Here is a 24471-nt window from a genome sequence, read left to right as displayed (position 1 = left end):
GCTTTCATGCAAAAGTATATAAATATTTTGTTTCTCAAATGAAAGAATAAAAAAATCCCCTACTCTATCGACCGATAAAGCAGGGGATTAAGATATTGTTAACTACTCTATTATACCGGAAGAGTGCCGCCGATCAGGATAACAACCAGCAAAGCCAAGATTGCATACAACTCAGGGAATACGGCCATAACCATTGTTGCACCGAATACGTTGTGACCTGCACCTACACCGGCGATACCGTTTGCACAAACTTCTGCCTGACGGATAGAAGAGAACAAACCTGCAAAACCTAATACCAAGCCTGCGCCGAAGATAGCTGTTGCATTCAACATTGTAATGCTGTCAACCAGGAATTTCTGCATCATGAAATAACCCACGAATCCGTACAAACCCTGTGAAGAAGGCAACGCACTTAATGCGATGTAAGTACCCAGTGCATCCGGGTTCTTCTTCATTGCTCCTACTACTGCGTTACCGCAGATTGTTACACCATAACTACTGCCGATAAAGGTTAAACCTGTCATCAACGCAATACCCAGATAAGCTAATAAAATTGGTTCCATAATGAAATTTGTTTGTTTAATTATTCTTTTGTTATTATTTAAATCACGTTTTGTTTATGCTTTCTTAAAAGGTTCGTACGCCTTACCGCCGCCTTCGAACTCTGCATTCTTATAATACTCCACGAAGATCAGACGAAGCGGGTGAACCAGCGAACTGATAGTACACAGACCGATGTTGATCGCATGGCCGACCAAAAGGATCAGCAACATGCAGATCACACGCAATACGATGTTCATTCCTTCTGTCATATCCACAGCCAGCGAATTGAATACGCCACCCAGGATCGCACCGGTCAGACCGATCGCAAACAGACGGATATAAGACAAAGTATCACCCAACAACCCGGAAGCCATATTGTAGGTATTCCAAAGACCTGTACCGAAGTTCAGGAAGATATTCTTGCCCGGCGTATTGTAAAGGAAAGCGACCAGCAATCCAAGCCCGGCTATTACCAGGAATACATTTTTCACCATTTCGGGCAACTGTACATTCAGCATCGGCAAGCCGAATACCAGACACAATGCCAGGATAATGAATACCCATGCCAACGGTGCAATACCATATTTCTTCCCTTTCTGAGACATGATCTTCAGCGCAGCAATTGTCTTTCCGAACAAGATCTGCACCAATCCGATTATGATAGAGAACGTCATCAGGTTATCGCTCGATACAAAGTAGTCTTTTACCGAAGCAAAAGCAGGTATGTCGACCAAAGCGATACCGAAGAACGAACCTGTACATGTACCGACGATCAGCGCCGCCAATCCGAGATACTGGAACAGACTCAGGAACGGTTTGAAGTCCGGATTGACTTTCCGTTTCAGGATCGTACAGGCTATCATTACCAGTAACCCGTATCCGCCGTCACCGAAACAAAGTCCGAAGAACAGCATAAAGAATGGGGCAAAGAATGGTGTCGGGTCGAACTCGCCATAGTTAGGCAAAGAGAACATCCGGGTGATCGGTTCGTATAGCTTGGCAAACTTACCGTTCTTCAACAGGATAGGTACCTTGTCACCTTCTTCTATCTCCTGTGCCTGATAGAAGTAATTATCCTTTTCCAGCGCTTCTTCCATTGCCCGGGCTTTCTCGGTCGGAACCCAGCCTTCCAGCAACATCAGCTTCTCTCCCGCCTGACGGTCTGTCTGCACCAATACATTCGACAGATTGAACTCGTTTTGCAGGTTCTTATCGAACAGGTCGAGGGTATTATAATCGGATGCAGCCAGTTTTTTCATTTCGGCATCCAATGCTTTCATTTCCTGCTGTAACAGATCGAGACGAGCATTCAGTTTTTGCAAACCTCTGTCCGGCATCTTCGGACGCTCCGCATCTATATCGATATGTGTACCTTCCTTTGTTATTGTAACAAAATAAGTTACCGACTGGAAGTTATTGATCAACACAGCATTATACTCATCTCCCCATTTCGGTTCATACTTAGCGGTCGGACAAGTCCAGAACGTGATATCATATCCGGCCTTCTTCAAACGATTGAAGTTAGCCCAACTGAAATCACCCCAGATCTCCATATAGGCAATATCCTTTTCAAGAGATGCCTTAACAGACTGGAGCTGCACTTTCTTATCCTGCAATCCTTCTATTTTCTGTACCAACTTCATTCCGGCTTTCTTGTCCAGTTCACGGGCAGGTGCCAACTGAACATCTTTCGACTGACTATTTAGGTTCTTGAAGAAACGCATTAACAGATTGACACGCTTCCGTATAGCCAGAATATCCTGAAGTTCCGCATTATCGAGAATAGACTTGTTTTCCTTCACGTGCACAACGCCCAGTTCGCGCAGTTGTGCCAGAAACGTATCATATTCCCTATGATATACCATAAAGGCATATTTGCTCATCTTTACTATCATACGCCAGCCTCCTCTTTATGTTCTTCTTTCGCTTTACGCTTCTCCTGGTTAGCCCGCATGATCTTCTGTGACGACTTGGAGAGGCTCTCTTCGTCCTCCATAAACCGTTTCACTTTCCGGATCGCATCTTTATAGCCGGGGATCTGTACCTTCTCAAAAAGGTTCACCTTTTGAGTAGTCTTCTTCCTGGCATGCTCCAACAACTCCAGCTTCATTCCCGAAAACTCTGCTTCTATTCCGGTACGCGCCAACTGCTTCAACAGTTCGACACCATCGGTAAACCAGGCAGGGGAATTAAAGAGACTGTAATGTCCGATCTCGAACTGTATCTCGTTGAGGACAGGAACGATCACCCCGGCGATTTTCTTCGTCGTGAGCGTCACATCCTTTACAGCGATCAGTTCGGGAGAGAACTCATTCCACAAAGCCACCATATTTTCGTAGCTCTGTATCTCCTGTTCCAGCTGAAGTTCCAATTTAGTCACTTCATCCTTGGTCCGCTTCACTTCGATACGCAACGCACTTTCCTTGCTCTTGATCGTAGGCAGGGAACGCTCGCGCATCTTCAGTTGCTTTTCCAGTTGCTGAAGAGAGGTTTTATTATATTGAAACTTTATTGCCATATTATATCGTTTTATATTCCATTCGGACGGAACTTTATTTTCTCTCGAAAGAAATTATATTTTCATCCGAATGGGACGGTCATAAGACCTCCTTATTTCTTCCAGTATTTGTCTACCAACTCTTGCTTGATATTCACTTCAGCCGGCTTGAAGTATTCGCCGAACAAGCCCCATGCCACGTCGAGCATTTCAGTTGTGTCGAGGTTTACATCGATAGCCAGCAGTTTTTCTGAATAATCCTTTGCAAAAGAAAGCGTACGGTTGTCGTAGTCTGTCAAGTCGAAACCGTTCTCCATCTTTGTCTTTGCGTTGGCAGCATCGGCATACAGACGGACGGCGGCATTCATCACCTGCGGGTGATCTTCGCGTGTCTTCTTTCCTGTTACCAGCTGTTTCAAACGTGACAAGCTTCTGAACGGGTCGACGATTACTTTACCGACATCACTATCACGACGCAGGTATAACTGACCTTCGGTGATATAACCGGTATTATCAGGCACAGCGTGCGTAATATCGCCACCCGACAGGGTTGTTACCGCAATAATGGTGATAGAACCACCGGCAGGGAACTGTACTGCTTTTTCGTAGATCTTTGCCAAATCGGAATACAACGAACCCGGCATAGAGTCCTTCGAAGGAATCTGATCCATACGGTTCGATACGATTGCCAGAGCATCCGCATAGTTGGTCATGTCGGTCAACAGTACCAATACCTTTTCGTTCTTCTGTACAGCGAAGTATTCAGCCGCACAAAGTGCCATATCCGGAATAAGGATACGTTCCACGGACGGGTCTTCGGTTGTATTGATAAAGCTCACGATACGGTCGAGTGCGCCGGCGTTGCTAAATGTATTTTTAAAGAACAGGTAGTCGTCGTTGGTCATACCCATACCACCGAGGATGATCTTATCCGATTGGGCACGCAGGGCTACCATTGCCATTACCTGGTTGAAAGGCTGATCAGGGTCAGCGAAGAACGGTATCTTCTGTCCGGTTACCAACGTGTTGTTCAGGTCAATACCGGCGATACCTGTAGCGATCAGTTCAGACGGCTGTTTACGACGCACCGGGTTTACCGACGGACCGCCGATCTCCACTTCCGTTCCTTCAGGGATAGGGCCACCGTCGATCGGATCACCATACGCGTTAAAGAAACGTCCGGCCAACTGGTCGCCTACTTTCAGCGTAGGCGCCTTGCCCATGAATACTACTTCGGCATTCGTACGGATACCTTCCGTACCGGAGAACACCTGCAACGTAACCTCGTCGCCGATGATCTTCACCACCTGTGCCAACTTACCGTCTACGGAAGCCAGCTCGTCATACCCAACTCCCGTTGCTTTCAGCGAACAGGTAGCTTTCGTGATCTGGGTAATCTTCGTATATATTTTTTGAAATGCTTTTGTTGCCATACGTTCTGTTATTTTTCCATGCGCTCTGCGAGCAGGGCGTCAAGTTGATCGTTGAACTTCTTAAACTGGTCGCTTTCGTATTCGGAATAGTTCATCTGCTTGAAGACGTTGATCATCTGTTTGAAATATTCCATTACTTCAAGGAAGGTGTCGAAACGGAATTCCGCATGACAGATCTTCACCACCTTATCCAGCATAAATTCCTGACGAGCCAGCGGTGTCACAGCATCGATCGCATCGAAAGCATCCTGTTGCAGGATCACGAAGTCGATCAATTCTGACTTCCAGAAAGTAACATGGTATTCCACCGGTACACCGTCATCACCCAGGATGTTGATCTGTTCGGCGATTTCCTTACCACGCAACATACGGGTCTTGATCTCGTTTACCTTGTCGATCCATTCCGGAGAGATATGTTTGGCGATATATTCCTGGAATTCAGGATATTCCAGATATTTCGAATAACTGTCGATCGGGTTCACAGCCGGATAACGTTTGCGGTCGGCACGCTCCTGCTCCAAAGCGTAGAAACAGCGGGCTACCTTCTTCGTATTTTCTGTTACCGGTTCCTTCAGGTTACCACCGGCCGGCGATACCGTACCAATAAAGGTTACCGAACCTGTCTTTCCATTGTTCAATTCAACGAAACCTGCACGGGCATAGAAGTTAGCCACGATAGCAGATAAGTCCATCGGGAACGCATCTGGTCCGGGAAGTTCTTCCAGACGGTTGGACATCTCACGCAATGCCTGTGCCCAACGGGAAGTGGAGTCGGCCATCAGCAACACTTTCAATCCCATGCTACGATAATATTCAGCCAGTGTCATGGCGGTATATACAGATGCTTCACGGGCAGCCACAGGCATGTTTGAAGTATTAGCGATAATGATGGTACGTTCCATCAGCTTACGTCCTGTATGCGGGTCGATCAGTTCGGGGAACTCGGTAAAGATTTCCACAACCTCATTCGCACGTTCACCGCAGGCAGCGATAATAACGATATCGGCTTCGGCCTGTTTGGAGATAGCGTGCTGAAGCACGGTCTTACCCGTACCGAACGGACCGGGGATAAATCCCGTACCGCCTTCTACGATCGGGTTTACCGTATCGATCGTACGGACACCTGTTTCCAACAGTTTGTAAGGACGCGGTTTTTCTTTGTAACAGGTAACAGCCCTTTTCACAGGCCAACGCTGTATCATATTCACATCAATATCCTTACCTTCTTCGTCAGTCAGAACGGCGATCGTCTGATTGATGGTATATTGTCCGGCTTCCGCCAGGCTCTTTACGGTATAAGTTCCTTTAAATGTGAAAGGCACCATGATCTTGTGCGGCTGGAAGTTTTCATCCACTTCGCCCAACCAGTCACCTGCGGCCACCTGATCACCCACTTTCGCCAGCGGTTTGAAGTCCCACAGTTTATCGTTATCCAGTGCAAATGTATATTCACCACGTTTCAGGAACACGCCGTCCATTTTATCCAGGTCATTCTGCAAACCGTCGTAGTTACGCGACAGCATACCCGGACCCAATGTTACTTCAAGCATGTGCCCTTCAAACTCGGCTTCGTCACCTACACGCATCCCACGTGTACTTTCAAATACCTGAACAAAGGCATCCTTCCCTATTACTTTAATAACCTCCGCCATCAGCTTCACGCCTCCTACGGAAATGTAACAGATTTCATTTTGAGAAACCGGCCCATCCACCTCTACGGTCACCAGGTTGGATACGATTCCTTTTACAATTCCTTTCGTAGCCATAATTATTTATTATTGTTTCTTTTAAATTCTTCCAACGCATTCTCACTACCATGCTTCATTGCTCCTACTATTTCGCGGAAGGTCTTCTCGCCCGTCACCTTATCCAGAGTAACCCAGCGTTCGATCATTTCCAGCTTCAGCAAGTAGGCGAACACACTTTCTATGTCGAAAGTTTTGAAGAACGTATTATCGTCCAGCCATTTCCATTTCAGCAAATCCACTTTCTTTTCACGGGCCATCAGGTCCGGTTCTTCGGCGATGCGTTGCAGGTCGGGCAGATAGTCCACCGTATCTCCCAGTCCGAAGTCACGGGCATTGGAAGTACGGATAGCTTCGGCTACCTCGTTGTGTCCCACTATATAGTCTGCTTTATCAAATCCATACTTACGGCAAGTAATAGCGGTCAGCATGTTATTGATATTGAGGTTCAGTTCAAACCAGTTACGGATAAAACCGTTGCTACATTTCATTGCATAGTCGTAATAAAGGGCTGCCAGGCGGTCTTCCCAGGAGATCGTCTGTTTTTCCTCTTTTTTCAGGCTATCCAGATACAGTTTGAAGAACTCGATGAAATAAGGAGGGATCCGTTTGTTCTTCGGCGGCTTTTCACCATCCTTCAAAGCATCAAACAGACTTTTGTACTCGTCGTATGTAATACTTCCCTTCTCGTCCGGGTCAAAGTCCGGATATTTAGAGAAAGCCAGTAGGTTCTTATTATCGAATTTGAGGAAAAACAAGTCTACCAGCTTCTTATCACGGGACGTAAGAATACCGTCCAGTTCCTTTCTGAATTCAGAAACGGAATAGGTCAGTTTACTATCATCCAATGATATATTAGGGAGTCCGGCTATCAGACAGTAGTATTTACTCATATCAGAACAACATTTCTACCAGTCCGGGACGCAGGAATTCTTTGAAGAATGCAACAAATTCGTCTTCCCCGAAGCTTACTTTATAGGAACCGTCGGCAGGAACAATAGTAAAGCCGGCATTCTTTCCGCTTACTTTCTCGATCTTCACGCCGCCGTCCAGCAATGATTTGGCATTTGCCTCGAAATATTTGGTTAATGCGTCCGCATCGGCAGTCTGGATCGTGATCGCTTCTTTCTTAGCCCATTCTTTGGCCATTTCCAGAATAACTTTCTGCATGAAAGCGGTGTCAGAAACGATCGCTTTTACATTCGAGGAAGTAATCTTTCCGGTTATGAGGTTCACAATTTCGCTCTTCAGCGCTTCTACGGCCTGGGTAGCGAACAGCTTCAATTCGGCTTCTGTATTTTTCTTCAGCTCGGCAGCCTGTTTTTGTGCCGCTGCAACAATACGTTTTGCTTCTGCTTCCGCTTCGCTGACAATCGCTTGTTTCTGAGCATTTGCATCGGCAATGATCCGTCCGGCTTCTTCGTTCCCCTTCTCTACTCCTTCTTTGTAGATCTTGTCGGTCAGTTCCTGAATCTTTGTATCCATTTTAAATATATTTATTAAGTTGTATTTCTCTCAGATATTAAACGCCCACAAAGTTATTATTTTTCGTGAATAAATGCTGAAATAAATGCAAAATCAATCTAAAAAATGAAACACTATAAATTAATTTCTAATTTTGTTGGTCTAAAAATCGCATTATATGTTCTCAATTAGAAAAGCTACTACAGACGACTGTCTGCTAATCAGAAACTTGGCATCCCAAATATGGGAGCCGACTTATGGTTCTATCCTCTCCCGTGAGCAACTCGACTATATGTTTGAGATGATGTATGCCCCGGAAAGTATTCTTAACCAGATGAATGAACTTCATCATGAGTTCTTTATCATTTACAAGGACGGAGAACCTTCCGGATACCTGTCTATCGAAACAGTTGAGAAAGACTTGTATGAGTTCCAAAAAATCTATTCGCTTCCTTCTTTACATGGTTCTGGTATCGGACGTTTTATCATCGAACAGGGGGTTGCTTACTTGAAGACAATCCATCCGGGACCGTTTACCGTCGAACTAAATGTGAACCGCGAGAACCCGGCTATCGGTTTCTATAAACATATGGGATTCCATGAACATGCGACACGCGATTTTCATATTGGGAACGGTTATTATATGAATGATTATATTATGCGGATGGAAGTGGCAAATTAAAAAAGTCAGAGGAGATGCCAGCTCTACTGAGAATTAAGGATGACTGACAGTTATCAACCACTAAAATGACAAAATAAAAAACAAAGGCATTCTTTGACAAAAGAAATGAATAAAGATTTGTTTTATAAGTCTTTATTTCTTACTTTTGCTAAAAGTAAAGTATTCATCATGACAACAAAAAAACAAACAAGAGAAGAAGTTCTTGCGAAGTTCCATGCTGCAAAAAACAAGAAGCAGGAATGCCTTGCCGAACTTGAAATGACAATGAAAGAAACTTATGAGAAGCGCACCGGTAAAAAAGCTGATAATTTTTTTGCTTTATGAAGCCTCTTTCATTGGAACATGTCAATACGGTATCGCCATATTTTGTAGAATCGACTAACAACATCGGGTTTTATCAATTTTTCACTGAAACAGGCGTACACTATTCTGTTGGCTTTATGAAAGATGATCTTTTGCTTACAAAAGATTCATATCAGCTGATCATTGCAAATGTAAATAATCATAAGTCACCACGCGATAGAAAAGTACGCGATACAATAGTCGCAATTATTGATGAGTTCTTTAATCAAAACAACTCTACTTTACTTTATATTTGCGATACAGGAGACAATAAGCAACACATGCGTAGTCGCTTATTTGAATATTGGTTTTCTACTTATCAGTATAAGGCTTTCTTTACAATGATATCATCATCTGTTATGGATATGGATGGCATTATTAATTTTGCGACACTCATTTTACGAAATGACAATCCATTCCTTTCCGAAATTGTAACAGAATTCACAGAATCCATCCAGTTACTCAATCAAAAACCTGAATGACGACAGAAAGGAAGGGGCAAACTAAAGAAAAACCTACTTAATAAGTACCCTTCAACCTACTCGATAAGTAAACCCTAAGGTTACTTACTAAGTAGACGGAAGCTTACTCGATAAGTAGATCGGAACTTACTTAGTAAGTAAACTTTCACATGCTTTACGAAGAATCATTTTATTGTTTTAAAGTCTGATGTAATTTTTCAACCCATTGGTACAGTTCCATACGGATACTCTCTATTTTATCAGGATATTTTTTACTGTCCGCTATCAATTGATATAATTTAAACAATGTCTGCACCGTCATCGCACAGTACGAATATTCCTGATAAGTATAGTTGAGTTCCAATTCCTTAAATTTATCTTGTAAAAATCTGATCAGCACCCGGGTATCTATTTCCTTTAACTCCATTACGGCTTCCACACCTTTCCGGCAAGCCAATATAGTATGAACGACACACAGCTTATCTCCCAGATGTTTAATCCGTTCAGGTTCACCAATATGATCATCATATACCTTCTGACATAAAGCCAAAGTATTTTCAATATCCTTCGTCTCATTCGTTTTCAATGCTCTATGAAGTTCATCGATCAGTCTGTTAGCCCTGCTGATAACTAAATCATCGTCTTCAACATCAAATATTCCCAAATGAACATTCACCTTCATGTCGTATCTTACATACCGTTCTATAATATTGATCTGCCTATTGGTAGGTTTTCCTTTATTCTTGAATGTTTCAATCAGATTTTTCACACAACGAAGCAACCTGCCACACGCCTCATAATCACCTTCTTTCATCACTTTTTTTACTTCGTCAAGTATATCTTCCACATTTTGTTCCGTAGTGGGCAGAATTAGTTTCACAGCACTACAGTTCTTATAATTTTCAATGACTGTATCGATATCTTCTATTCTCGATTCGTCAAAGTTCTGGTGATGCGTCACATGCCACCCTGCACAAAACGGGCAATAATAACTCCGGCATGGGGCATAACGATTGTTTTCTTCAATTTCAGATTTGTTGAACTCAATAAAGTTGTCAGCCTTCTTCTGGCTCTCAAACAACATTTTGGGGCGTTTACATTGTGGGCAGAATATACGGTTCCTGGTAGGTTTCATGGAATTATCTTTTTGTATACTAGTGAATAGAATGCGACCGATGCGCATGCGTTAATGATTAACAGACAAAAGTAGGTAAAAAAAGATAAATTTTCATCCTTATCTGTTATGTTTTTACACTTCAAAAGCATTGGAAAATGAAAAAATAACTTCCTGAAAAAAAGCATAGGACTTTACAAATGTTAAAACAGGACCTTTAACTTTAAAATAAGGGACTTTTAAAATCAAAAGTCCTATCTTTTTTCAAGAAGAATAATTGTGTGTTAAATTCAAAATAGTTATCTTTGGAATATGCTAAATTATAATTAGTTACAAACCATATTTACATTACAATTTAATACTTGAATTCCATGAAACACTTCATCACGATCGCATGCCTTTTGATTTGTATAACAACTAACGGCATTTTTGCACAAACAAATGTAAACATGCTGGACAGTATCCTTCCTGTCAGAGGATTGGCAATAGCAGCCCCGTCTGTGCAGAAAATGGATGTTTTCCTGAAGTTTATCGAAGAAGAACTTGCTCCCGGACATTTCAACCTGCTCATTCTCCGGGTTGACTGGAATTATGCTTACGAGTCTCATCCGGAACTGCGTGATCCCAATCCGCTTACCCTTCAGGATGTAAAACGAATCGTCGCCACCTGCCGGAAACATAACATACGGATAGCACCGCAGATAAACCTGCTCGGTCATCAGTCATGGGCAGAAACAACTTATGCCCTGCTCCGCGAATATCCGGAATTTGATGAAACACCGCATGTAGATACGAAAAACTATACCGGATGGCCTAACCCGGACGGTTTATATTGCAAAAGTTACTGCCCTCTTCACCCCGATGTGCATAAAGTTGTATTCGCTTTAGTCGACGAACTGACGGACGCATTTGAAACCGATCTGTTTCATGCCGGCATGGATGAAGTTTTCTATATCGGAGATGATAAATGTCCTCGTTGCAGCGGACGCGATAAAGCAGAATTATATGCCGGAGAGGTAACCAAAATACAAAATCACTTAGCTCAACAGGGAAAACGGTTAATGATATGGGGCGATCGCCTGATAGATGGCAAAACAACCGGTATCGGTGCCTGGGAAGCTAGTATGAACAATACGTATCGTGCCATCGACCTTATCCCGAAAGAAGTTTTCATTTGCGACTGGCATTACGAACGTCCGGAACAAACGGCTGTCTATTTTGCAATGAAAGGATTTGACGTCGCCACTTGTCCCTGGCGAAAACCGGAAGTTGCCCTCAAACAATTGGATGATATGAAACGTTTCCGCCAGCAATCCGGCTCTCAAATGAGCAACCGTTTCCAGGGTATTATTGAGACAGTATGGTCAGGTGCCGACGGTTTTCTGGAAAACTATTACAAACCGGAAAGTGAGCAGCAGGAGGTATCGGATGTGGTCACTATCAAAAAACTGATTAGCGCCTATAAGTCGATGAGCAAATAAAAGAAATTCTCTTAGAAAATAAATATCCGTGTACTGAGCATTCTCACATACACGGATATTTTTATTTTATAATACTCTTATAACAGATCCGAAGCCAACTCAGACAACTGGCTACGTTCACCCTTGATCAGGTTGATATGGGCAAACAACTCCTGCCCTTTCATCTTGTCGACCATATAGGCCAGACCATTACTTTGGGCATCCAGATAAGGCGAGTCGATCTGCTGGATATCACCTGTAAATACCATCTTTGTTCCTTCTCCGGCACGGGTGATGATCGTCTTGATCTCATGCGGAGTCAGATTCTGGGCTTCATCAATGATACAGAAAGTTTCCGATAAACTACGTCCGCGAATAAAGGCCAACGCCTCGATGACCAACTGATTATTCTTTTGTAAATCATCTATTTTACGGACATCCTGGCTTCCGGGAGCGAACTGGTTCTTTATCACGTTCAGATTATCGAACAGAGGCTGCATATAAGGAGCTACTTTCTGTTTTTCGTCTCCCGGCAGGAATCCGATATCCTTATTTGCCAACGCCACAATCGGACGTGCCAGCAGGATTTGCTTATAAAGTCCGGCTTGTTTAAGTGCGGCAGCCAGTGCCAGCAAGGTCTTACCTGTCCCGGCTTTACCCGTCAGTCCAACCAGTTTCACGTCCGGATCATTCAAAATTTCAAAAGCAAAACTTTGTTCCGCATTACGGGGTTGAATACCATAATTAGAACTCTTTTCCACCTTCTTTATCTTTCCTGTAAACGGATTATAACGAGCTAAAACAGAAGCCCGTATACTCTTCAATATAAAGCATTCGTTCGGTTCGAGTTTAGATTTGAATTCGAACAAATCCGCATCCAGTCCGTCAGGGGTTGAATAGATCTTATCGATCAGATCAGGATCTATATTTTCGTAGGTATCCTGAGCACGTTCAAAGATATCGACATTGATTACCTTATCCGTGATGTAGTCTTCCACCTGAATACCCAATGCACGGGCTTTCATACGCAGGTTGACATCCTTCGTAACCAGGATAGTCTGCATCTTAGGTGTCTTTTCTGCAACGGAAAGCGTGCAGGATAAGATACGGTGGTCAGGCGTCCTGTCCGGGAAAGACAAAGCTATCTTTTCCTGGTATTTGTCACCTGTTACGACATGTAATGTTCCCAAACCCGGTCCCAACGAGGCACCTTTCAAAAAGAGATCGTTACTGGTCATCAGATCCAGCTCGCGCACAAATTCACGGGCATTATAATTAATCTGGTCGCTCCCCTTTTTAAATTTATCCAACTCTTCCAACACGACGATAGGAAGATAGATATCATTCTCCTGAAAATTTTCGATACACTTGTAGTCATGCAAGATAACGTTGGTATCCAATACAAAATTCTTCTTTGCTCCCATGATCTTTCGATTTAAAGATTATCGCTTCTAAGTTAAAAACATTTTTGGAACTTGTTTGGTTTAAAACGGAAAATAAATGCGCCGGACCAATTTATTCTAGTTTTGTGCGAATTTCATAATCGGTTAAAAATCAGGAGTTAAACAAAATGCCTGAAGGCTGTCACGTCTTACACACTCATATTCAACACTTTACACCACCTCCTGCCTGAAGGCTGTCAATTCCCTACATTATATATAAGAATAAATAAAAAGGATTTTATTTTTTTGCATCCTTCCGGCTCTGAAAAAACAATTGTATTCAAACACAAAAACAATTGTATTTGCATTCAAAAACAGTTGTATTTGTAACTGAAAACAATTGTTTTTTTGAATAAAAGAAAAAAGTGCCTGTATGTGCCCGTTGAGTCCCGTTGGGAGCCATTGAGTTCTTTTATAAAATAGGCTTACCTATCTTTGCATCGTATTCATTGATAACGAAAAGTTCATAAGATACCAGGATAATTAATCTCGTTATGTATCTTTGTACCGAAGATCTGATTTTTTAATAACAAAATAACCTAAGATGTATGATTTTTAATACTAAGAAACTCAAAATTACGTCATTACTGCTATTAGCGGCAACACTTTCTTTCGGACAGAGCAATACTTCGGCTTTATTGCCTCTGCCTAATCGAATCGAACAGATGACAGGTAAAAAGAATTTCGTCCTTACTCCCCGGACAACCGTTAAAACCAATCTGCCCAAACAAGCATTTTGTTTATTTGAACTACAGCGTATTCTGGGCGAACGAACCGGACAGGTTGCCGATATCGGTGCTCCTTCCACATCCGGTAATTCTGTTATCGAGATAGAACTCGACCCTTCAATAAAAGGGAAAGAACACTACATGCTGGATATTTCAGAAAAGAAACTATCGATCAAAGGAAGCAGCCATGCCGCCCTCTTCTACGGACTGAAAACACTGGATCAGATATTGCTGGGAGATGTATGTAACACTGCGAACAATCAAATCGCTCCTATCCGTATCGACGACGAACCCCGCTATGGTTACCGGGCATTGATGCTTGACCCTGCCCGCCACTTTCTTCCTGTAGAAGATGTAAAATTCTATATCAACCAGATGGCAAAATACAAATACAATGTTTTGCAGTTACATCTGACTGACGATCAGGGATGGCGTGTTGAAATCAAAAAACACCCCAAACTAACAGAGATCGGGGCATTCCGCAATCCGAAAACCGGCTCCAACGGACCCGACAATGGTTTCTATACACAGGAACAACTGAAAGACCTCATCAAATACGCAGCCGACAGAAACGTTGAAATCATTCCCGAACTGGATATCCCCGGTCACACGGTGGCAGTTTTGGCTACTTATCCGGAACTGGGATGTACACACACCGATACGATTCAGAAAATAATGGGGCAAACAGTCGATCTGATGCTTTGTGCCAATAATGACAAAGTGTATACCGTTTATGACGATATCATCAAAGAAATAGCCGATATATTCCCTTCCTCCAAAATCCATTTAGGAGGAGACGAAGCTGTTATCGAAAAGAACTGGACCAAATGTACCCACTGCCAGAATTTAATGAAACAACTTGGTTACACCAAAGAATCGCAGTTAATGAATTATTTCTTCGATAAAATACTGGCCTCTGTCCGCAAATACGGAAAAGAACCGATGTTATGGTGCGAGCTGGATAATGTCCGTATGCCGGCCAATGAATACCTGTTCGATTATCCCAAAGACGCCACACTGATCACCTGGCGTGCCGGATTAACTCCCAAATGTATCGAACTAACTGCAAAACATGGTAATCCGTTAATCATGGCTCCGGGTGAATATACTTATCTGGACTATCCGCAACTAAAAGGCGACCTTCCGGAGTTTAAGAACTGGGGAATGCCTGTCACCACGCTGGAAACCAGTTACCGCTTCGACCCCGGATACGGACTTCCTGCCTCACAACAGGCGCATATTTTAGGCATCACCGGCACATTATGGGGAGAAGCGATGCAGGATATTAACCGTGTGACTTATATGACCTATCCACGCGGCCTTGCTTTGGCCGAAGCCGGATGGACACAGATGGAACACCGGAGCTGGGATTCCTTTAAGGAACGAATGTATCCGAATCTGATGAATTTGATGAAACATGGTGTATTTGTCAGGGTTCCGTTCGAGATCGTTCCGAGATAGAACAAAAAGCATAGGCCGGTTATTGATTTCGGCCTATGCTTTTTATTTTTCAAATCTGTATTTCCTTAAATATTATTTTCCACCCCTTTATAAATCACTTCCAGAACAGTTTGACCAACAGCTTTCAAGGTCGTCTGGTCTATGTTATCCAAATTATCATCATGTGTATGCCAGTAAGTACCAAAGCGGTGTGAACTTTCCGGGTCATAGTTTATAATATCGATACAGGGTATATTCCGTCCTCTGATAATAAAGGTATGGTCGTCAAGCACACCGCCTCCCGGTTCATTAAAGAAGAACTTGCCATAGCCGAGATTGCGCGCAGCCTCCCAAACCTTCTCCACAACCTGAGAAGCATATTCCATGGAAGTGGCTTCCTTGAAGAAGGTTGCATTACGACTCCCCACCATATCAAGTAATATCCCATAATCCGCCCGATAATTAGTCACATGGGGATTGGCAGACCAATACTGTGAACCAAGACACCAACTCTCTTCCGGACTGTTTTCAGTTATAAAACGGGGAGTACCATAATCTTCTGCATCGAAAAATATAACATCGATACCGATATTCGGATTCTGACCGCCTAACTGACGACATATTTCCAGCAGGACACCTACTCCACTGGCCCCATCATCCGCACCGTCAATGGGAACACGCCATTTGTCAGGATTTGGGTCATGGTCGGCATAGGGACGCGTATCCCAATGCGCAAAAAGCAGAATCCGCCGGGGATTATCCGGATTATATGACCCGATAATATTACGAGCATTCAAACGGTCACCGTTATAAGCAGTAAGCATTGCTTCCTGTACCTGCACCGCTGCCCCAAAACGTTTCAGACCTGCAATCAGATAATCACTGCAATGACGATGTGCCTCCGTATTCGGTACACGTGGTCCGAAAGCAATTTGTTCGACAATATAGGAATAAGCACTATCTGCATTGAAATCGGGAACAGAGACCGCCAATCCGGGCTTTTCCTCTCCCTCTGAAACATTTCCAGTATTCTTATTTTTACATGAGAACCCACCGATAATAATGAGCAGAAAGAGAGAGGCCGCTAAGCTGTTTATTCGCATAATTTTAAGGTATTAAGCTTGTTTGTCCACAAAGCTATAAATTATATCCCAAAATCAAAATCATAACTTACAAAACAACGATATCAATAGCGGAACGCTAATCTCCAGGATGATTCCATGAATAATAGCAATGGGGACAATCCCTTTTCCCGAATACCTGCTGATAACGGGCAGACAGACATCCATCGAGTTGATGCCGGCAACAGATACCGGAGCAAACTTCCCGAATAAAGAGGCATAAACCGGCGCACCGAATAAAGCCATCATCTCCCGGATAATATTAGCCAGTAAAGCAATAGTTCCCAACTGTGTGGCAATCTCTATTCCGGCAGAAGCCTCCTTGAACTGTACAATCAGCAACGACGATAAAGAATAGTAAGCAAATCCACTTCCAACCGCCATACAATCATATACATTCCAGGTCTTCAGCAGCACACTTGCTATCGCTGAGAAAAGCAATGTGCCTAATATCGTAAACAATGGCAGTAAAAGACTGGACAACCGTACGCTCCGCAGCATGGCTCCCATCTCTCCGTTAGAACCTATATTCAATCCGACCTGGATAATAAGCGCATACAATAACCATGTCGGTAATTTTGTACAATAGGCAGCCAGTTCCTCCCCCCCGAACATTCCACAAAGTATCCCTGCAAAAAAGCAACATATAACAATCAGATTACTTTTCATCACCGTCTCCTTTCTCTGATAAAAATTTATATGCAATATAAGAGGCCAACAGGCTTCCCAGTACACCGCAACCAGCCAGCAACGCTGCCTGCAAACCAAAATCACCAATATTATCCACTAAGGTTTTGTTTGCCCCGATAGTAATGCCGAAAACAAATAACATGGCGAATATGGTATAAGAGATTGTATTTTCCAATTTCCTTAAACTATGAGCACGACGGAACAGATAGCCCGCACCTGTCCCTATGCATAACAGGCATAAAACTATAAACATATGTATAATCAATTTAACACGGACGAATAAGGATTCTCCCGCGATACGTTACTAATAAAAATGAATGGTGTTATAAAAACTCCGGAAAGCTGATGCCGGAGAAGAAAGGAAATATTATTTAGATAAAACCACTGAACCAATGGACATGCACAACAGGAATACCACACGTCACGAGGGCATTCTGTTTCTTTATATCATTTATTGTATAAATTTTATTCATATTCAAATGCTTTGTCCAATTCGGACGCAAAGATAAAAACAAAATTTCAATATACCAAATTGATACCCATAGCAGGCCTGCAAGGCAGAATCTCACCCATCCGGCTATCAAAATGACAGACCGGACACATGAAATTTCAGAATGAACAGGACTACCGATACTATTTTCCAAACCTGGAAGTATCTACCTTATCATGCTCTTTACTCTTATACCCCCCGAATTTCCAGATGAAGGAAACAGTCAGGCAACGAGTATCGTCAATCTTAGTCAGGCGGCTGTATTGGTTTGCCTGATTAATTTCGATTTTATTAGGAAGATTGCTCCGGAAAATATTGTCACATTTCAGAAGAACCGTTGCCTTGTCATTGGCAAACTGCCATTTCAAACCGGCTGAAACATTATAGACAGAACCCAAATCGTAGATTCCCTGCACGGCTCCGGTGATATAATAACCGTTCAAATCCAGTTTCAGATTCGGACGTGATTTTGATAAAGTAAATGTATTATTCAGGAAGAACTGCCCCAGGTATTTACTATTATCAAAAGAAATATCATTAAAATGATCCAGCTTCTGTTGCATCCGGATGCCCTGTGCCGTAAACTGGCTGTTCATAAATTCACCGATGCGGAACGGGATAACAGCTCCTACTCCTGCAACCAGGTTATAATCCATATTCTCGTAACGGAACACATTCTTCAGTTCCGTTGAACTCTGATAAGGTAACTGGGCAAAATAATCCGGTTCATACTGGGCAAAAACCATGAAAGTATATTTTTGTTTCAGGATATAAAGCAACTGTCCCTGATAGGAACGGTAAGGCTTCAAAGCCGGATTACCCATTACTACGGAATAAGAGTTTATGGGTGTAGCCTGCGGTGTAATCTCCCAATAAGACGGATATGTTTTATTGCTGTTCACGTTCAGCTGCAAAATATGCTGCGGTGTAAACAGATAACTCAACGAGGCATTCGGGAAGAAGGTCCAATCATTCCAAAGTGTCGATTTCTTGCCGTTGGAAGTATAATCCGATTTAAAATATTCTCCTTTCAAAGAAGCTGTTGCCGAGAAATGTTCTCCGAAATTTTTGGATACTTCGGCAAAGACATTGGCTGTATATTCTTTCTGCAAATTGTTCTCCAGTAAATCCGGATCCGGTTCGTAACCATCCCCTTTATTATACAGATAATCGATATAGGTCTTTGAGGAAGTGTAACCACCGTGGACACCGTAATTCAGTGTCCACCCGGTGGCAAAAGTGTGTGTATGGTTGGCAAATAACGCCCATTGTGAAATATCCTGTTTGGAATTGTTCTGCATATCAGTCAGCGTTTCCTCACCACGATTCTCCAGGAAATTCTGGAAAGAAGGCGAATGGTAGTTGGTAAAATCCATTCCGGCTGTAACACCGCTATGACCGTCATACTGCAAGCGGATATTGTGCAGAGTAATCTTATCTTCTCCGGTAGTCCGACTGAAACGCTCTTCTTCCGAAACAGATTTTTCGGGTGTAGAAAAGGAGGTATTGGCTGTCCGGTTCTTTTTCACCCTATTGCCTCCTAAGGAATAGGCTGCCGACAACTTATCTTCATTTTTGAATTTATAGTCCAGTCCCAATCGGATATCTCCGCTGTTTATATGACCGTTTCCTCGTCCGAATTGATGGATTTCCGTCACTCCTGTTTCCAGGGTATGCCTTGCCATAATATCTTCCCCCTCGAAATAACGTCCTTTATTACCATTCACCAGAAAGTCTACGGTCAGGTCAGGAGTCGAATACAACAAATTGGCATGTGCCTTGCCCGAAGCATAATGTTTTTGGAGATAATCGACGCCTACTTCTCCCTGTAAGGCTGTGCTGTCAGTTGTCCCCTTGTCCAGAATCACATTGATTACCGCGCCTCTGATATTATATTTAGCGGGAGCGTTGTACATCACTTCTACATTTTTCACCCGTGAAGAAGGGATACTTTTCAGCATGGTTATCAACTGGTCTACCGACATAGTTGTCAACTGCCCGTTCAGAATGATTTGCGGGGAACCGGCTCCCAATAACTGTATCTCATCCGAGCCGCCGATAATACCCGGCAATTGTTTTACAACTTCAAAGGCATTACTGACCGATTTATCTTTCATCAATTGAGGAACATCATATTTCAAAGCCCCGTTCTCTACTTTCACTTGCGGACGCTCCGCCTTAACAACCACGCCATCCAGCTCATAGTTTTTAGAAGTCAGCCGGACAGTTCCGACATCTTCCCCGGATATCTCCAACTGGAATGGTTCATATAATAGATGTTGGAATAAAAGCCGGCATGTCTGTTCCGCCACATGGTCCAGATTAAAACTACCCAGACTGTCCGTTACCACCGCATCCACATAAACCGAATCCAATGTCTGGAGAACAACGGCTACGCCGTCAACCGGATTATTTTCCATATCCGTCACTCTCCCATGGATCAAACCATTCTGAGCCATCATCATCCCGTTACCACCAATCAGGATAAGTATCACATAGTAAAATATTCTTTTCATATCCGTTTGCTTTATCAGTTCCTATACTGCAAAGAAAAGAGGTTATGTCAAGAAACTATGTTATCGTTGGCTTATGAAGTGTTATTTAGTCTTATCGCCCGCTATCCTAACAAAGAAGAATCAGATAATAACACAGGTAACAGACTAATCTATGATTATTAAGGTATTCCCTGTTTTCTTTTAAAAGAAGGCTATTTATGGTAACCTTTAGTACAATCTATTGGTTAACTTTGTACCTGAATAATAAGATATTTATGAAAATCAATGCTGAAACAAAATATTGCCAAACATGTGGAATACCTTTAGATATAGATTATACAAATCTTGAGGCAAACCAAAATGTGGAATATTGCGACTATTGTTTGCATAACGGGGTTAAACTCTATGATTTCTCAATGGATTATCTCATTTATCTTTGGGGGCTGTTCCCCGAAGAATATTATAAAGAAACAGGAGTTAATCTCACGTCGGAAGAGTTGAGAGCGGAAATGTCCAAACGACTTCCGAATATTAAGAGGTGGAAACAAAAAATCAATACGGCTCATGTGCAATATAATTTGATTATAAGAGTTCAGGAGTATATCAACCGTCATTTGTTTGATGACCTTGATTCCGACAAACTATCCCATGTTGCAGGTATCTCCAAATATTATTTTCGCAGGCTTTTCAAGGCTGTTTGTGGCGAAAATATTGGAATGTACATTCAACGACTGAGATTAGAGTACATTGCATTTAAGCTAATAACAACTGACGTAAGTGTCCCGAAGCTTCTCGATCAAATCAATTATCAGAACAAGCACACATTTTCGAGGGCATTCAAGAGTTATTTTAATTGTTCCATTCCAGAATTTCGTAAAAAGCATTCAAACGTCAATCCCGAGAGGAAGAATCCGATACGAATTGAACCAAGTATTGAAAAAATATCTGGTATTCGAATCGCATACTTGAAATTGGAAAGAACAAATAATGTCATCCATAGTTTCTCTGTTTTGTGGAAGCAGTTGCTACAATTTTCCGAAAAATATGAATTATCTTCAAAAGGATGTAAATACGTGAGTTTGACTCTCGATTATCCGTATATCACGCCAGAAGAACAAAACCGTTTTATGATTGGGGTAACATTGCCGCAATCATTTGAAGCTCCGAAAGGCTTTGGCGTTTATGAAATTCATACGGGAGAATATGCAATCTTTCGTTTCAAAGGGTTTTATCATGAATTAAATAAGGTATACCGCCATATTTACCTTGACTGGTTGCCGACAAGCGATTATACCCTGCGGGAACAATTCACCTTTGAGACTTACATCAACACTCCCGAAAAAACTCCGGCTTCGGAGCTTATAACAGATATTTATATCCCTATTACAAAAAAAGAGACATGCAATACTTAAACCAAGAGATAGAAAACAAATTAAAAAATCAAGGAGCAACACTGATACGCTTTGTCAATATATCGCATTTAGACGAAAAGCAAAACAGGCAACTCCCGACCGCCATTGTTTTTGCGCTCCCGCTAACCGCAGAATATGCTAAAATGGTATTTAATATTCCCGACTACGTACAAGCACGAATAGCGGATAATTACAATTTCGACGATGATGAATATTCGCAAACCGAACATAAAGCCGGAGAAATAGCAGACGAATTGGCCAAGTTCATCACCGGGAAGGGCTATAAAGCCATTTCGCAATCCGATACGGGATTATTAGCCGACGGCGTATTCGATTATGAAACAAAAGAATCAGTATTGCCCCATAAAACCGTTGCACTACTTGGCGGATTAGGATGGATTGGGAAAAACAATCTGCTAATTACTCCTGAATATGGCGCAGCACAATGTCTCGGTACCGTTTTAACTGATGCTCCACTGAAAACAGAATTGCATGAACCTCTATCTCCCAAATGCGGTAATTGCATTACCTGCGTCAATATCTGCGAGAGAAAAGTCCTTAAAGGTAAAGTTTGGAGTAGATCGGTTTCAAGAGATGAAATCGTTAACATACATGGATGTAGTACCTGTTTGAAATGCCTTGTGCATTGTCCCAGAACACAAACATATATAAAGAGGAATATTTAAACCCTGTCCTCTCCTACAGCACAATTCTCACCGATTGTAACCTCCGAAAGTTGCTCCTTATTTCAATCTCTTACCATCCGAAAAGGCATTACCAACCTTTTTACCCACTTCCAGGTAATCGTTATTGAACGGGTCGAATATAATAGGAGACACTTTAGATACATCTACTTTTCCGTTTTCGTCGAGAACACGTTCATCCACGCTTACATTTATTATTTCACCTCGCAAAATACAGGTTTCAGGATTATAATCTTTCAATTTACATTCCAACACTACGGATAATTCGTCAATCAACGGTGCATCCACAAACTCCGAACGAGTCGCATGGAAACCTGCACGAGCAAATTTATCCGAAACCTTATTACCGGAAACAATACCCACATAATCACAGGCTATCACCTGTCCGACCTCTGCCATACTCACGGTAAAAGCCTTACGTTTCAGTATATTGGCTGTCGTTTTATGTCCCTCACTAATACAAATACTAATTTCATGCATCTCGCTGATACCGCCCCAAGCCGCATTCATAGCATTGGGAGTACCGTTTTCATCATAAGCAGCGATAATAAACACCGGCTGCGGATAAGTAAAGGGCTTTGCCCCAAAATTCTTTCTCATGATAATTTATTTTTTAGTCCATTTCTTAATATTTTCCTTCGTCGCACCGTTCAGAAGTCGGCCCTTCTGCCACTTCATATCAGGATAGGTTTCCTGTAGCTCTTTTTCTGCATTAGAAATACTGCTGCTCCCCGATGTTGCAAACGGAATAATCATTTTACCTGCAAAATCACCGCTTTCAATAAAAGTATTGATGATTCTCGGAGCTGAATTCCACCAAATAGGGAAACCTATATAAATGATATCGTAATCTGCAAGATTCTCCGGTTTAGATTTTAACGCAGGACGTGATTTAGCATTTGACATCTCCACACTGCTACGTGAAGACTTGTCATGCCAATCCAAATCAGCAGTGACGTATTCTTTTTCAGGTTGTATTTCGTAGAGCGTTCCACCTGTAACTTCTACAATCAACTTTGCTGCTTTCTCCGTTGTACCTGTTGCCGAAAAATAAGCAACCAATGTCTTATCACTTTGCGTCTGTGCATTTATGGGGATACATAACATCATGATCACTACCATAATCATACCTATAACTTTCATTGTTGTCATATGTAATTCTTATTTTTATTGTTATGACACAAAATTACAGAATAGTATCCAATATAAAAGTATATAAATCACTGATTATCTAACCCAAATTACTGATCGTAAACCGCCAGCATATACGATTGTATTATTATTTATTTTTCAATAGCTCCTCACCCTCCGCAAAACTCCACCACCGTCATCTTCCCAGCCAACACCAGCACCTCTTCATAGGCAATCTCCCCTTTGCCGATATGCCCGGCCAGCGTACTGATCTTTCCGCAAATCTGAAAACAAATCAGAACAGACATTGCGATATGATTTATAGAGGTTTGCGCAGTCCGTTCAACAACTTCGGTCAAATGCAGCATCCGAATAAACAAAACAGGAAAACGAAGCGGACAACGCAGACAGGCCATTACCGTTCTTTGTTGTATAAAGTCAACATAGGACTGACGATCATGGACGATAACTTCTTCGATGAACTTCTGATGTTTTTTAGGTAAAGTTGACCATACAGTAAATGCAATTTTGTAAATCTTTTCACGTAAATGGTTACGGCCTTCTTTTGACATTTCGTCAAGGCTACGGTTAAAATCCTTCGCTTCCGGCACTTTTCCGTTGGGGAATAAGGCCTCTAATTTGTTTTGTTTCTTCATGATATATCTAATAGGCGTTAATAAATAATTGAGGGAAATCAAAAAAACAGAAGCAAGTGGAGACACATAATAGCTAAAAACATCTGTGTCTCCACCTGCTCTCTATTTGGATGGGTTTAAATCTCTAAGCAAAAACTTCCCGGGTTTAAACTTGACACTCGTACGTGCCGGTATTGCACAAGAGATACCGGTATGGGGATTACGGCCGATACGCTCTTTTTGCGACCACGGAGTAAAAGTACCGAAACCCTGAAGCATAACAGGACTATCCTGTTTCATTGCTTCTGTTAACACTACCTGAAAGGCTTTCACAAATTGACGTGATTGCTGTTGCGAAATATTCATCTCCACAGCCAGTTTGCTGACAAAATCTGCTTTGTTCATAATTACATCTATTTTTTATGGATTAACTTAAAGTCTT

Annotated in this window: 24 protein-coding genes; 7 read left to right on the top strand and 17 right to left on the bottom strand. The window is 42.2% G+C overall.

Annotated features, from left to right (window positions below; genetic code table 11):
- Window positions 1-110: 110 nt before the first annotated feature.
- The 7 genes from HMPREF1535_RS17845 to HMPREF1535_RS17815 all read right to left on the bottom strand — a co-directional run bounded on the left by HMPREF1535_RS17845 (window position 111) and on the right by HMPREF1535_RS17815 (window position 7703).
- Entirely contained in the window at window positions 111-563 is a 453-nt protein-coding gene (locus HMPREF1535_RS17845; RefSeq protein ID WP_005644070.1) for a hypothetical protein, read from the bottom strand.
- A 54-nt stretch (window positions 564-617) separates the two neighbouring features.
- A complete protein-coding gene (locus HMPREF1535_RS17840; protein ID WP_046147037.1) occupies window positions 618-2438 on the bottom strand; it encodes a V-type ATP synthase subunit I in 1821 nt (606 codons plus the stop codon).
- Window positions 2435-3061, bottom strand: coding sequence for a V-type ATP synthase subunit D (locus tag HMPREF1535_RS17835; RefSeq protein ID WP_007656319.1), 627 nt, complete (start codon window positions 3059-3061; stop codon window positions 2435-2437). The genes HMPREF1535_RS17840 and HMPREF1535_RS17835 overlap by 4 nt, the downstream gene beginning before the upstream one ends.
- 92 nt (window positions 3062-3153) lie before the next feature.
- On the bottom strand, window positions 3154-4473 hold the full coding sequence (locus tag HMPREF1535_RS17830; protein ID WP_007656318.1) for a V-type ATP synthase subunit B: 1320 nt from the start codon (window positions 4471-4473) through the stop codon (window positions 3154-3156).
- An 8-nt stretch (window positions 4474-4481) separates the two neighbouring features.
- On the bottom strand, window positions 4482-6239 hold the full coding sequence (locus HMPREF1535_RS17825; RefSeq protein ID WP_046147036.1) for a V-type ATP synthase subunit A: 1758 nt from the start codon (window positions 6237-6239) through the stop codon (window positions 4482-4484).
- A 2-nt stretch (window positions 6240-6241) separates the two neighbouring features.
- Window positions 6242-7111 (bottom strand): DUF2764 domain-containing protein, encoded by an 870-nt coding sequence (locus HMPREF1535_RS17820; protein WP_046147035.1) that lies wholly within the window; start codon window positions 7109-7111, stop codon window positions 6242-6244.
- Between the two features lies 1 nt (window position 7112).
- Entirely contained in the window at window positions 7113-7703 is a 591-nt protein-coding gene (locus HMPREF1535_RS17815; protein WP_046147034.1) for an ATP synthase subunit E, read from the bottom strand.
- A gap of 157 nt (window positions 7704-7860) precedes the next feature.
- On the opposite strand from HMPREF1535_RS17815, the gene HMPREF1535_RS17810 reads away from it, so the two are divergent.
- The 3 genes from HMPREF1535_RS17810 to HMPREF1535_RS17800 all read left to right on the top strand — a co-directional run bounded on the left by HMPREF1535_RS17810 (window position 7861) and on the right by HMPREF1535_RS17800 (window position 9188).
- Complete coding sequence (locus HMPREF1535_RS17810) at window positions 7861-8364, top strand: GNAT family N-acetyltransferase (RefSeq protein ID WP_046147033.1); 504 nt, start codon at window positions 7861-7863, stop codon at window positions 8362-8364.
- Between the two features lie 105 nt (window positions 8365-8469).
- Window positions 8470-8688 (top strand): hypothetical protein, encoded by a 219-nt coding sequence (locus HMPREF1535_RS17805; RefSeq protein WP_129698162.1) that lies wholly within the window; start codon window positions 8470-8472, stop codon window positions 8686-8688.
- Window positions 8685-9188, top strand: coding sequence for a DUF6169 family protein (locus HMPREF1535_RS17800; protein ID WP_046147031.1), 504 nt, complete (start codon window positions 8685-8687; stop codon window positions 9186-9188). Before HMPREF1535_RS17805 ends, HMPREF1535_RS17800 begins: the two co-directional genes overlap by 4 nt.
- A gap of 169 nt (window positions 9189-9357) precedes the next feature.
- Here the strand turns inward: HMPREF1535_RS17800 and HMPREF1535_RS17795 are convergent, their stop codons facing one another.
- On the bottom strand, window positions 9358-10302 hold the full coding sequence (locus HMPREF1535_RS17795) for a hypothetical protein (RefSeq protein WP_235438413.1): 945 nt from the start codon (window positions 10300-10302) through the stop codon (window positions 9358-9360).
- 350 nt (window positions 10303-10652) lie between these two features.
- Between HMPREF1535_RS17795 and HMPREF1535_RS17790 the strand changes: the two genes are divergently transcribed.
- Window positions 10653-11762 carry a family 20 glycosylhydrolase gene (locus HMPREF1535_RS17790; RefSeq protein ID WP_046147030.1) on the top strand — a complete coding sequence of 370 codons (1110 nt, stop codon included), beginning with the start codon at window positions 10653-10655 and terminating at the stop codon, window positions 11760-11762.
- A gap of 77 nt (window positions 11763-11839) precedes the next feature.
- On the opposite strand, the gene HMPREF1535_RS17785 is transcribed toward HMPREF1535_RS17790, so the two are convergent.
- A complete protein-coding gene (locus HMPREF1535_RS17785) occupies window positions 11840-13165 on the bottom strand; it encodes a PhoH family protein (protein WP_007656311.1) in 1326 nt (441 codons plus the stop codon).
- 566 nt (window positions 13166-13731) lie between these two features.
- Here HMPREF1535_RS17785 and HMPREF1535_RS17780 point away from each other — a divergent pair.
- Window positions 13732-15372: a beta-N-acetylhexosaminidase gene (locus HMPREF1535_RS17780; RefSeq protein ID WP_046147029.1), complete on the top strand. Its 1641-nt coding sequence runs from the start codon at window positions 13732-13734 to the stop codon at window positions 15370-15372.
- A 65-nt stretch (window positions 15373-15437) separates the two neighbouring features.
- Here the strand turns inward: HMPREF1535_RS17780 and HMPREF1535_RS17775 are convergent, their stop codons facing one another.
- The 4 genes from HMPREF1535_RS17775 to HMPREF1535_RS17755 all read right to left on the bottom strand — a co-directional run bounded on the left by HMPREF1535_RS17775 (window position 15438) and on the right by HMPREF1535_RS17755 (window position 20168).
- Entirely contained in the window at window positions 15438-16454 is a 1017-nt protein-coding gene (locus HMPREF1535_RS17775; RefSeq protein ID WP_052716743.1) for a M28 family peptidase, read from the bottom strand.
- 60 nt (window positions 16455-16514) lie between these two features.
- Window positions 16515-17141: a LysO family transporter gene (locus tag HMPREF1535_RS17770; protein ID WP_046147028.1), complete on the bottom strand. Its 627-nt coding sequence runs from the start codon at window positions 17139-17141 to the stop codon at window positions 16515-16517.
- Window positions 17131-17415 (bottom strand): LysO family transporter, encoded by a 285-nt coding sequence (locus HMPREF1535_RS17765; protein ID WP_046147027.1) that lies wholly within the window; start codon window positions 17413-17415, stop codon window positions 17131-17133. The genes HMPREF1535_RS17770 and HMPREF1535_RS17765 overlap by 11 nt, the downstream gene beginning before the upstream one ends.
- A 380-nt stretch (window positions 17416-17795) precedes the next feature.
- Window positions 17796-20168: a TonB-dependent receptor domain-containing protein gene (locus tag HMPREF1535_RS17755; protein WP_046147025.1), complete on the bottom strand. Its 2373-nt coding sequence runs from the start codon at window positions 20166-20168 to the stop codon at window positions 17796-17798.
- A gap of 254 nt (window positions 20169-20422) precedes the next feature.
- Between HMPREF1535_RS17755 and HMPREF1535_RS17750 the strand changes: the two genes are divergently transcribed.
- Together HMPREF1535_RS17750 and HMPREF1535_RS17745 are read left to right on the top strand one after the other, a co-directional pair.
- Entirely contained in the window at window positions 20423-21559 is a 1137-nt protein-coding gene (locus HMPREF1535_RS17750) for a GyrI-like domain-containing protein (RefSeq protein WP_046147609.1), read from the top strand.
- Window positions 21547-22245, top strand: coding sequence for an epoxyqueuosine reductase (locus tag HMPREF1535_RS17745; RefSeq protein WP_046147024.1), 699 nt, complete (start codon window positions 21547-21549; stop codon window positions 22243-22245). The genes HMPREF1535_RS17750 and HMPREF1535_RS17745 overlap by 13 nt, the downstream gene beginning before the upstream one ends.
- 57 nt (window positions 22246-22302) lie before the next feature.
- Here HMPREF1535_RS17745 and HMPREF1535_RS17740 read toward each other — a convergent pair whose 3' ends face one another.
- The 4 genes from HMPREF1535_RS17740 to HMPREF1535_RS17725 form a co-directional block, all read right to left on the bottom strand.
- Window positions 22303-22863, bottom strand: coding sequence for a flavin reductase family protein (locus HMPREF1535_RS17740; RefSeq protein WP_028729150.1), 561 nt, complete (start codon window positions 22861-22863; stop codon window positions 22303-22305).
- Between the two features lie 6 nt (window positions 22864-22869).
- The gene (locus HMPREF1535_RS17735) at window positions 22870-23406 is read right to left on the bottom strand and encodes a flavodoxin (RefSeq protein ID WP_046147608.1); all 537 of its coding nucleotides are present in this window, start codon (window positions 23404-23406) and stop codon (window positions 22870-22872) included.
- Between the two features lie 158 nt (window positions 23407-23564).
- Complete coding sequence (locus HMPREF1535_RS17730) at window positions 23565-24050, bottom strand: hypothetical protein (RefSeq protein WP_046147023.1); 486 nt, start codon at window positions 24048-24050, stop codon at window positions 23565-23567.
- Between the two features lie 102 nt (window positions 24051-24152).
- Window positions 24153-24434 carry an HU family DNA-binding protein gene (locus HMPREF1535_RS17725; protein WP_046147022.1) on the bottom strand — a complete coding sequence of 94 codons (282 nt, stop codon included), beginning with the start codon at window positions 24432-24434 and terminating at the stop codon, window positions 24153-24155.
- Between the last annotated feature and the right edge of the window lie 37 nt (window positions 24435-24471).

This window comes from Parabacteroides goldsteinii DSM 19448 = WAL 12034 (genome assembly GCF_000969835.1).
Classification (GTDB): Bacteria; Bacteroidota; Bacteroidia; order Bacteroidales; family Tannerellaceae; genus Parabacteroides; species Parabacteroides goldsteinii.
The sequence above is the reverse complement of the archived record's forward strand: the minus strand, read 5'-3'. Positions and strand labels throughout refer to the sequence as shown.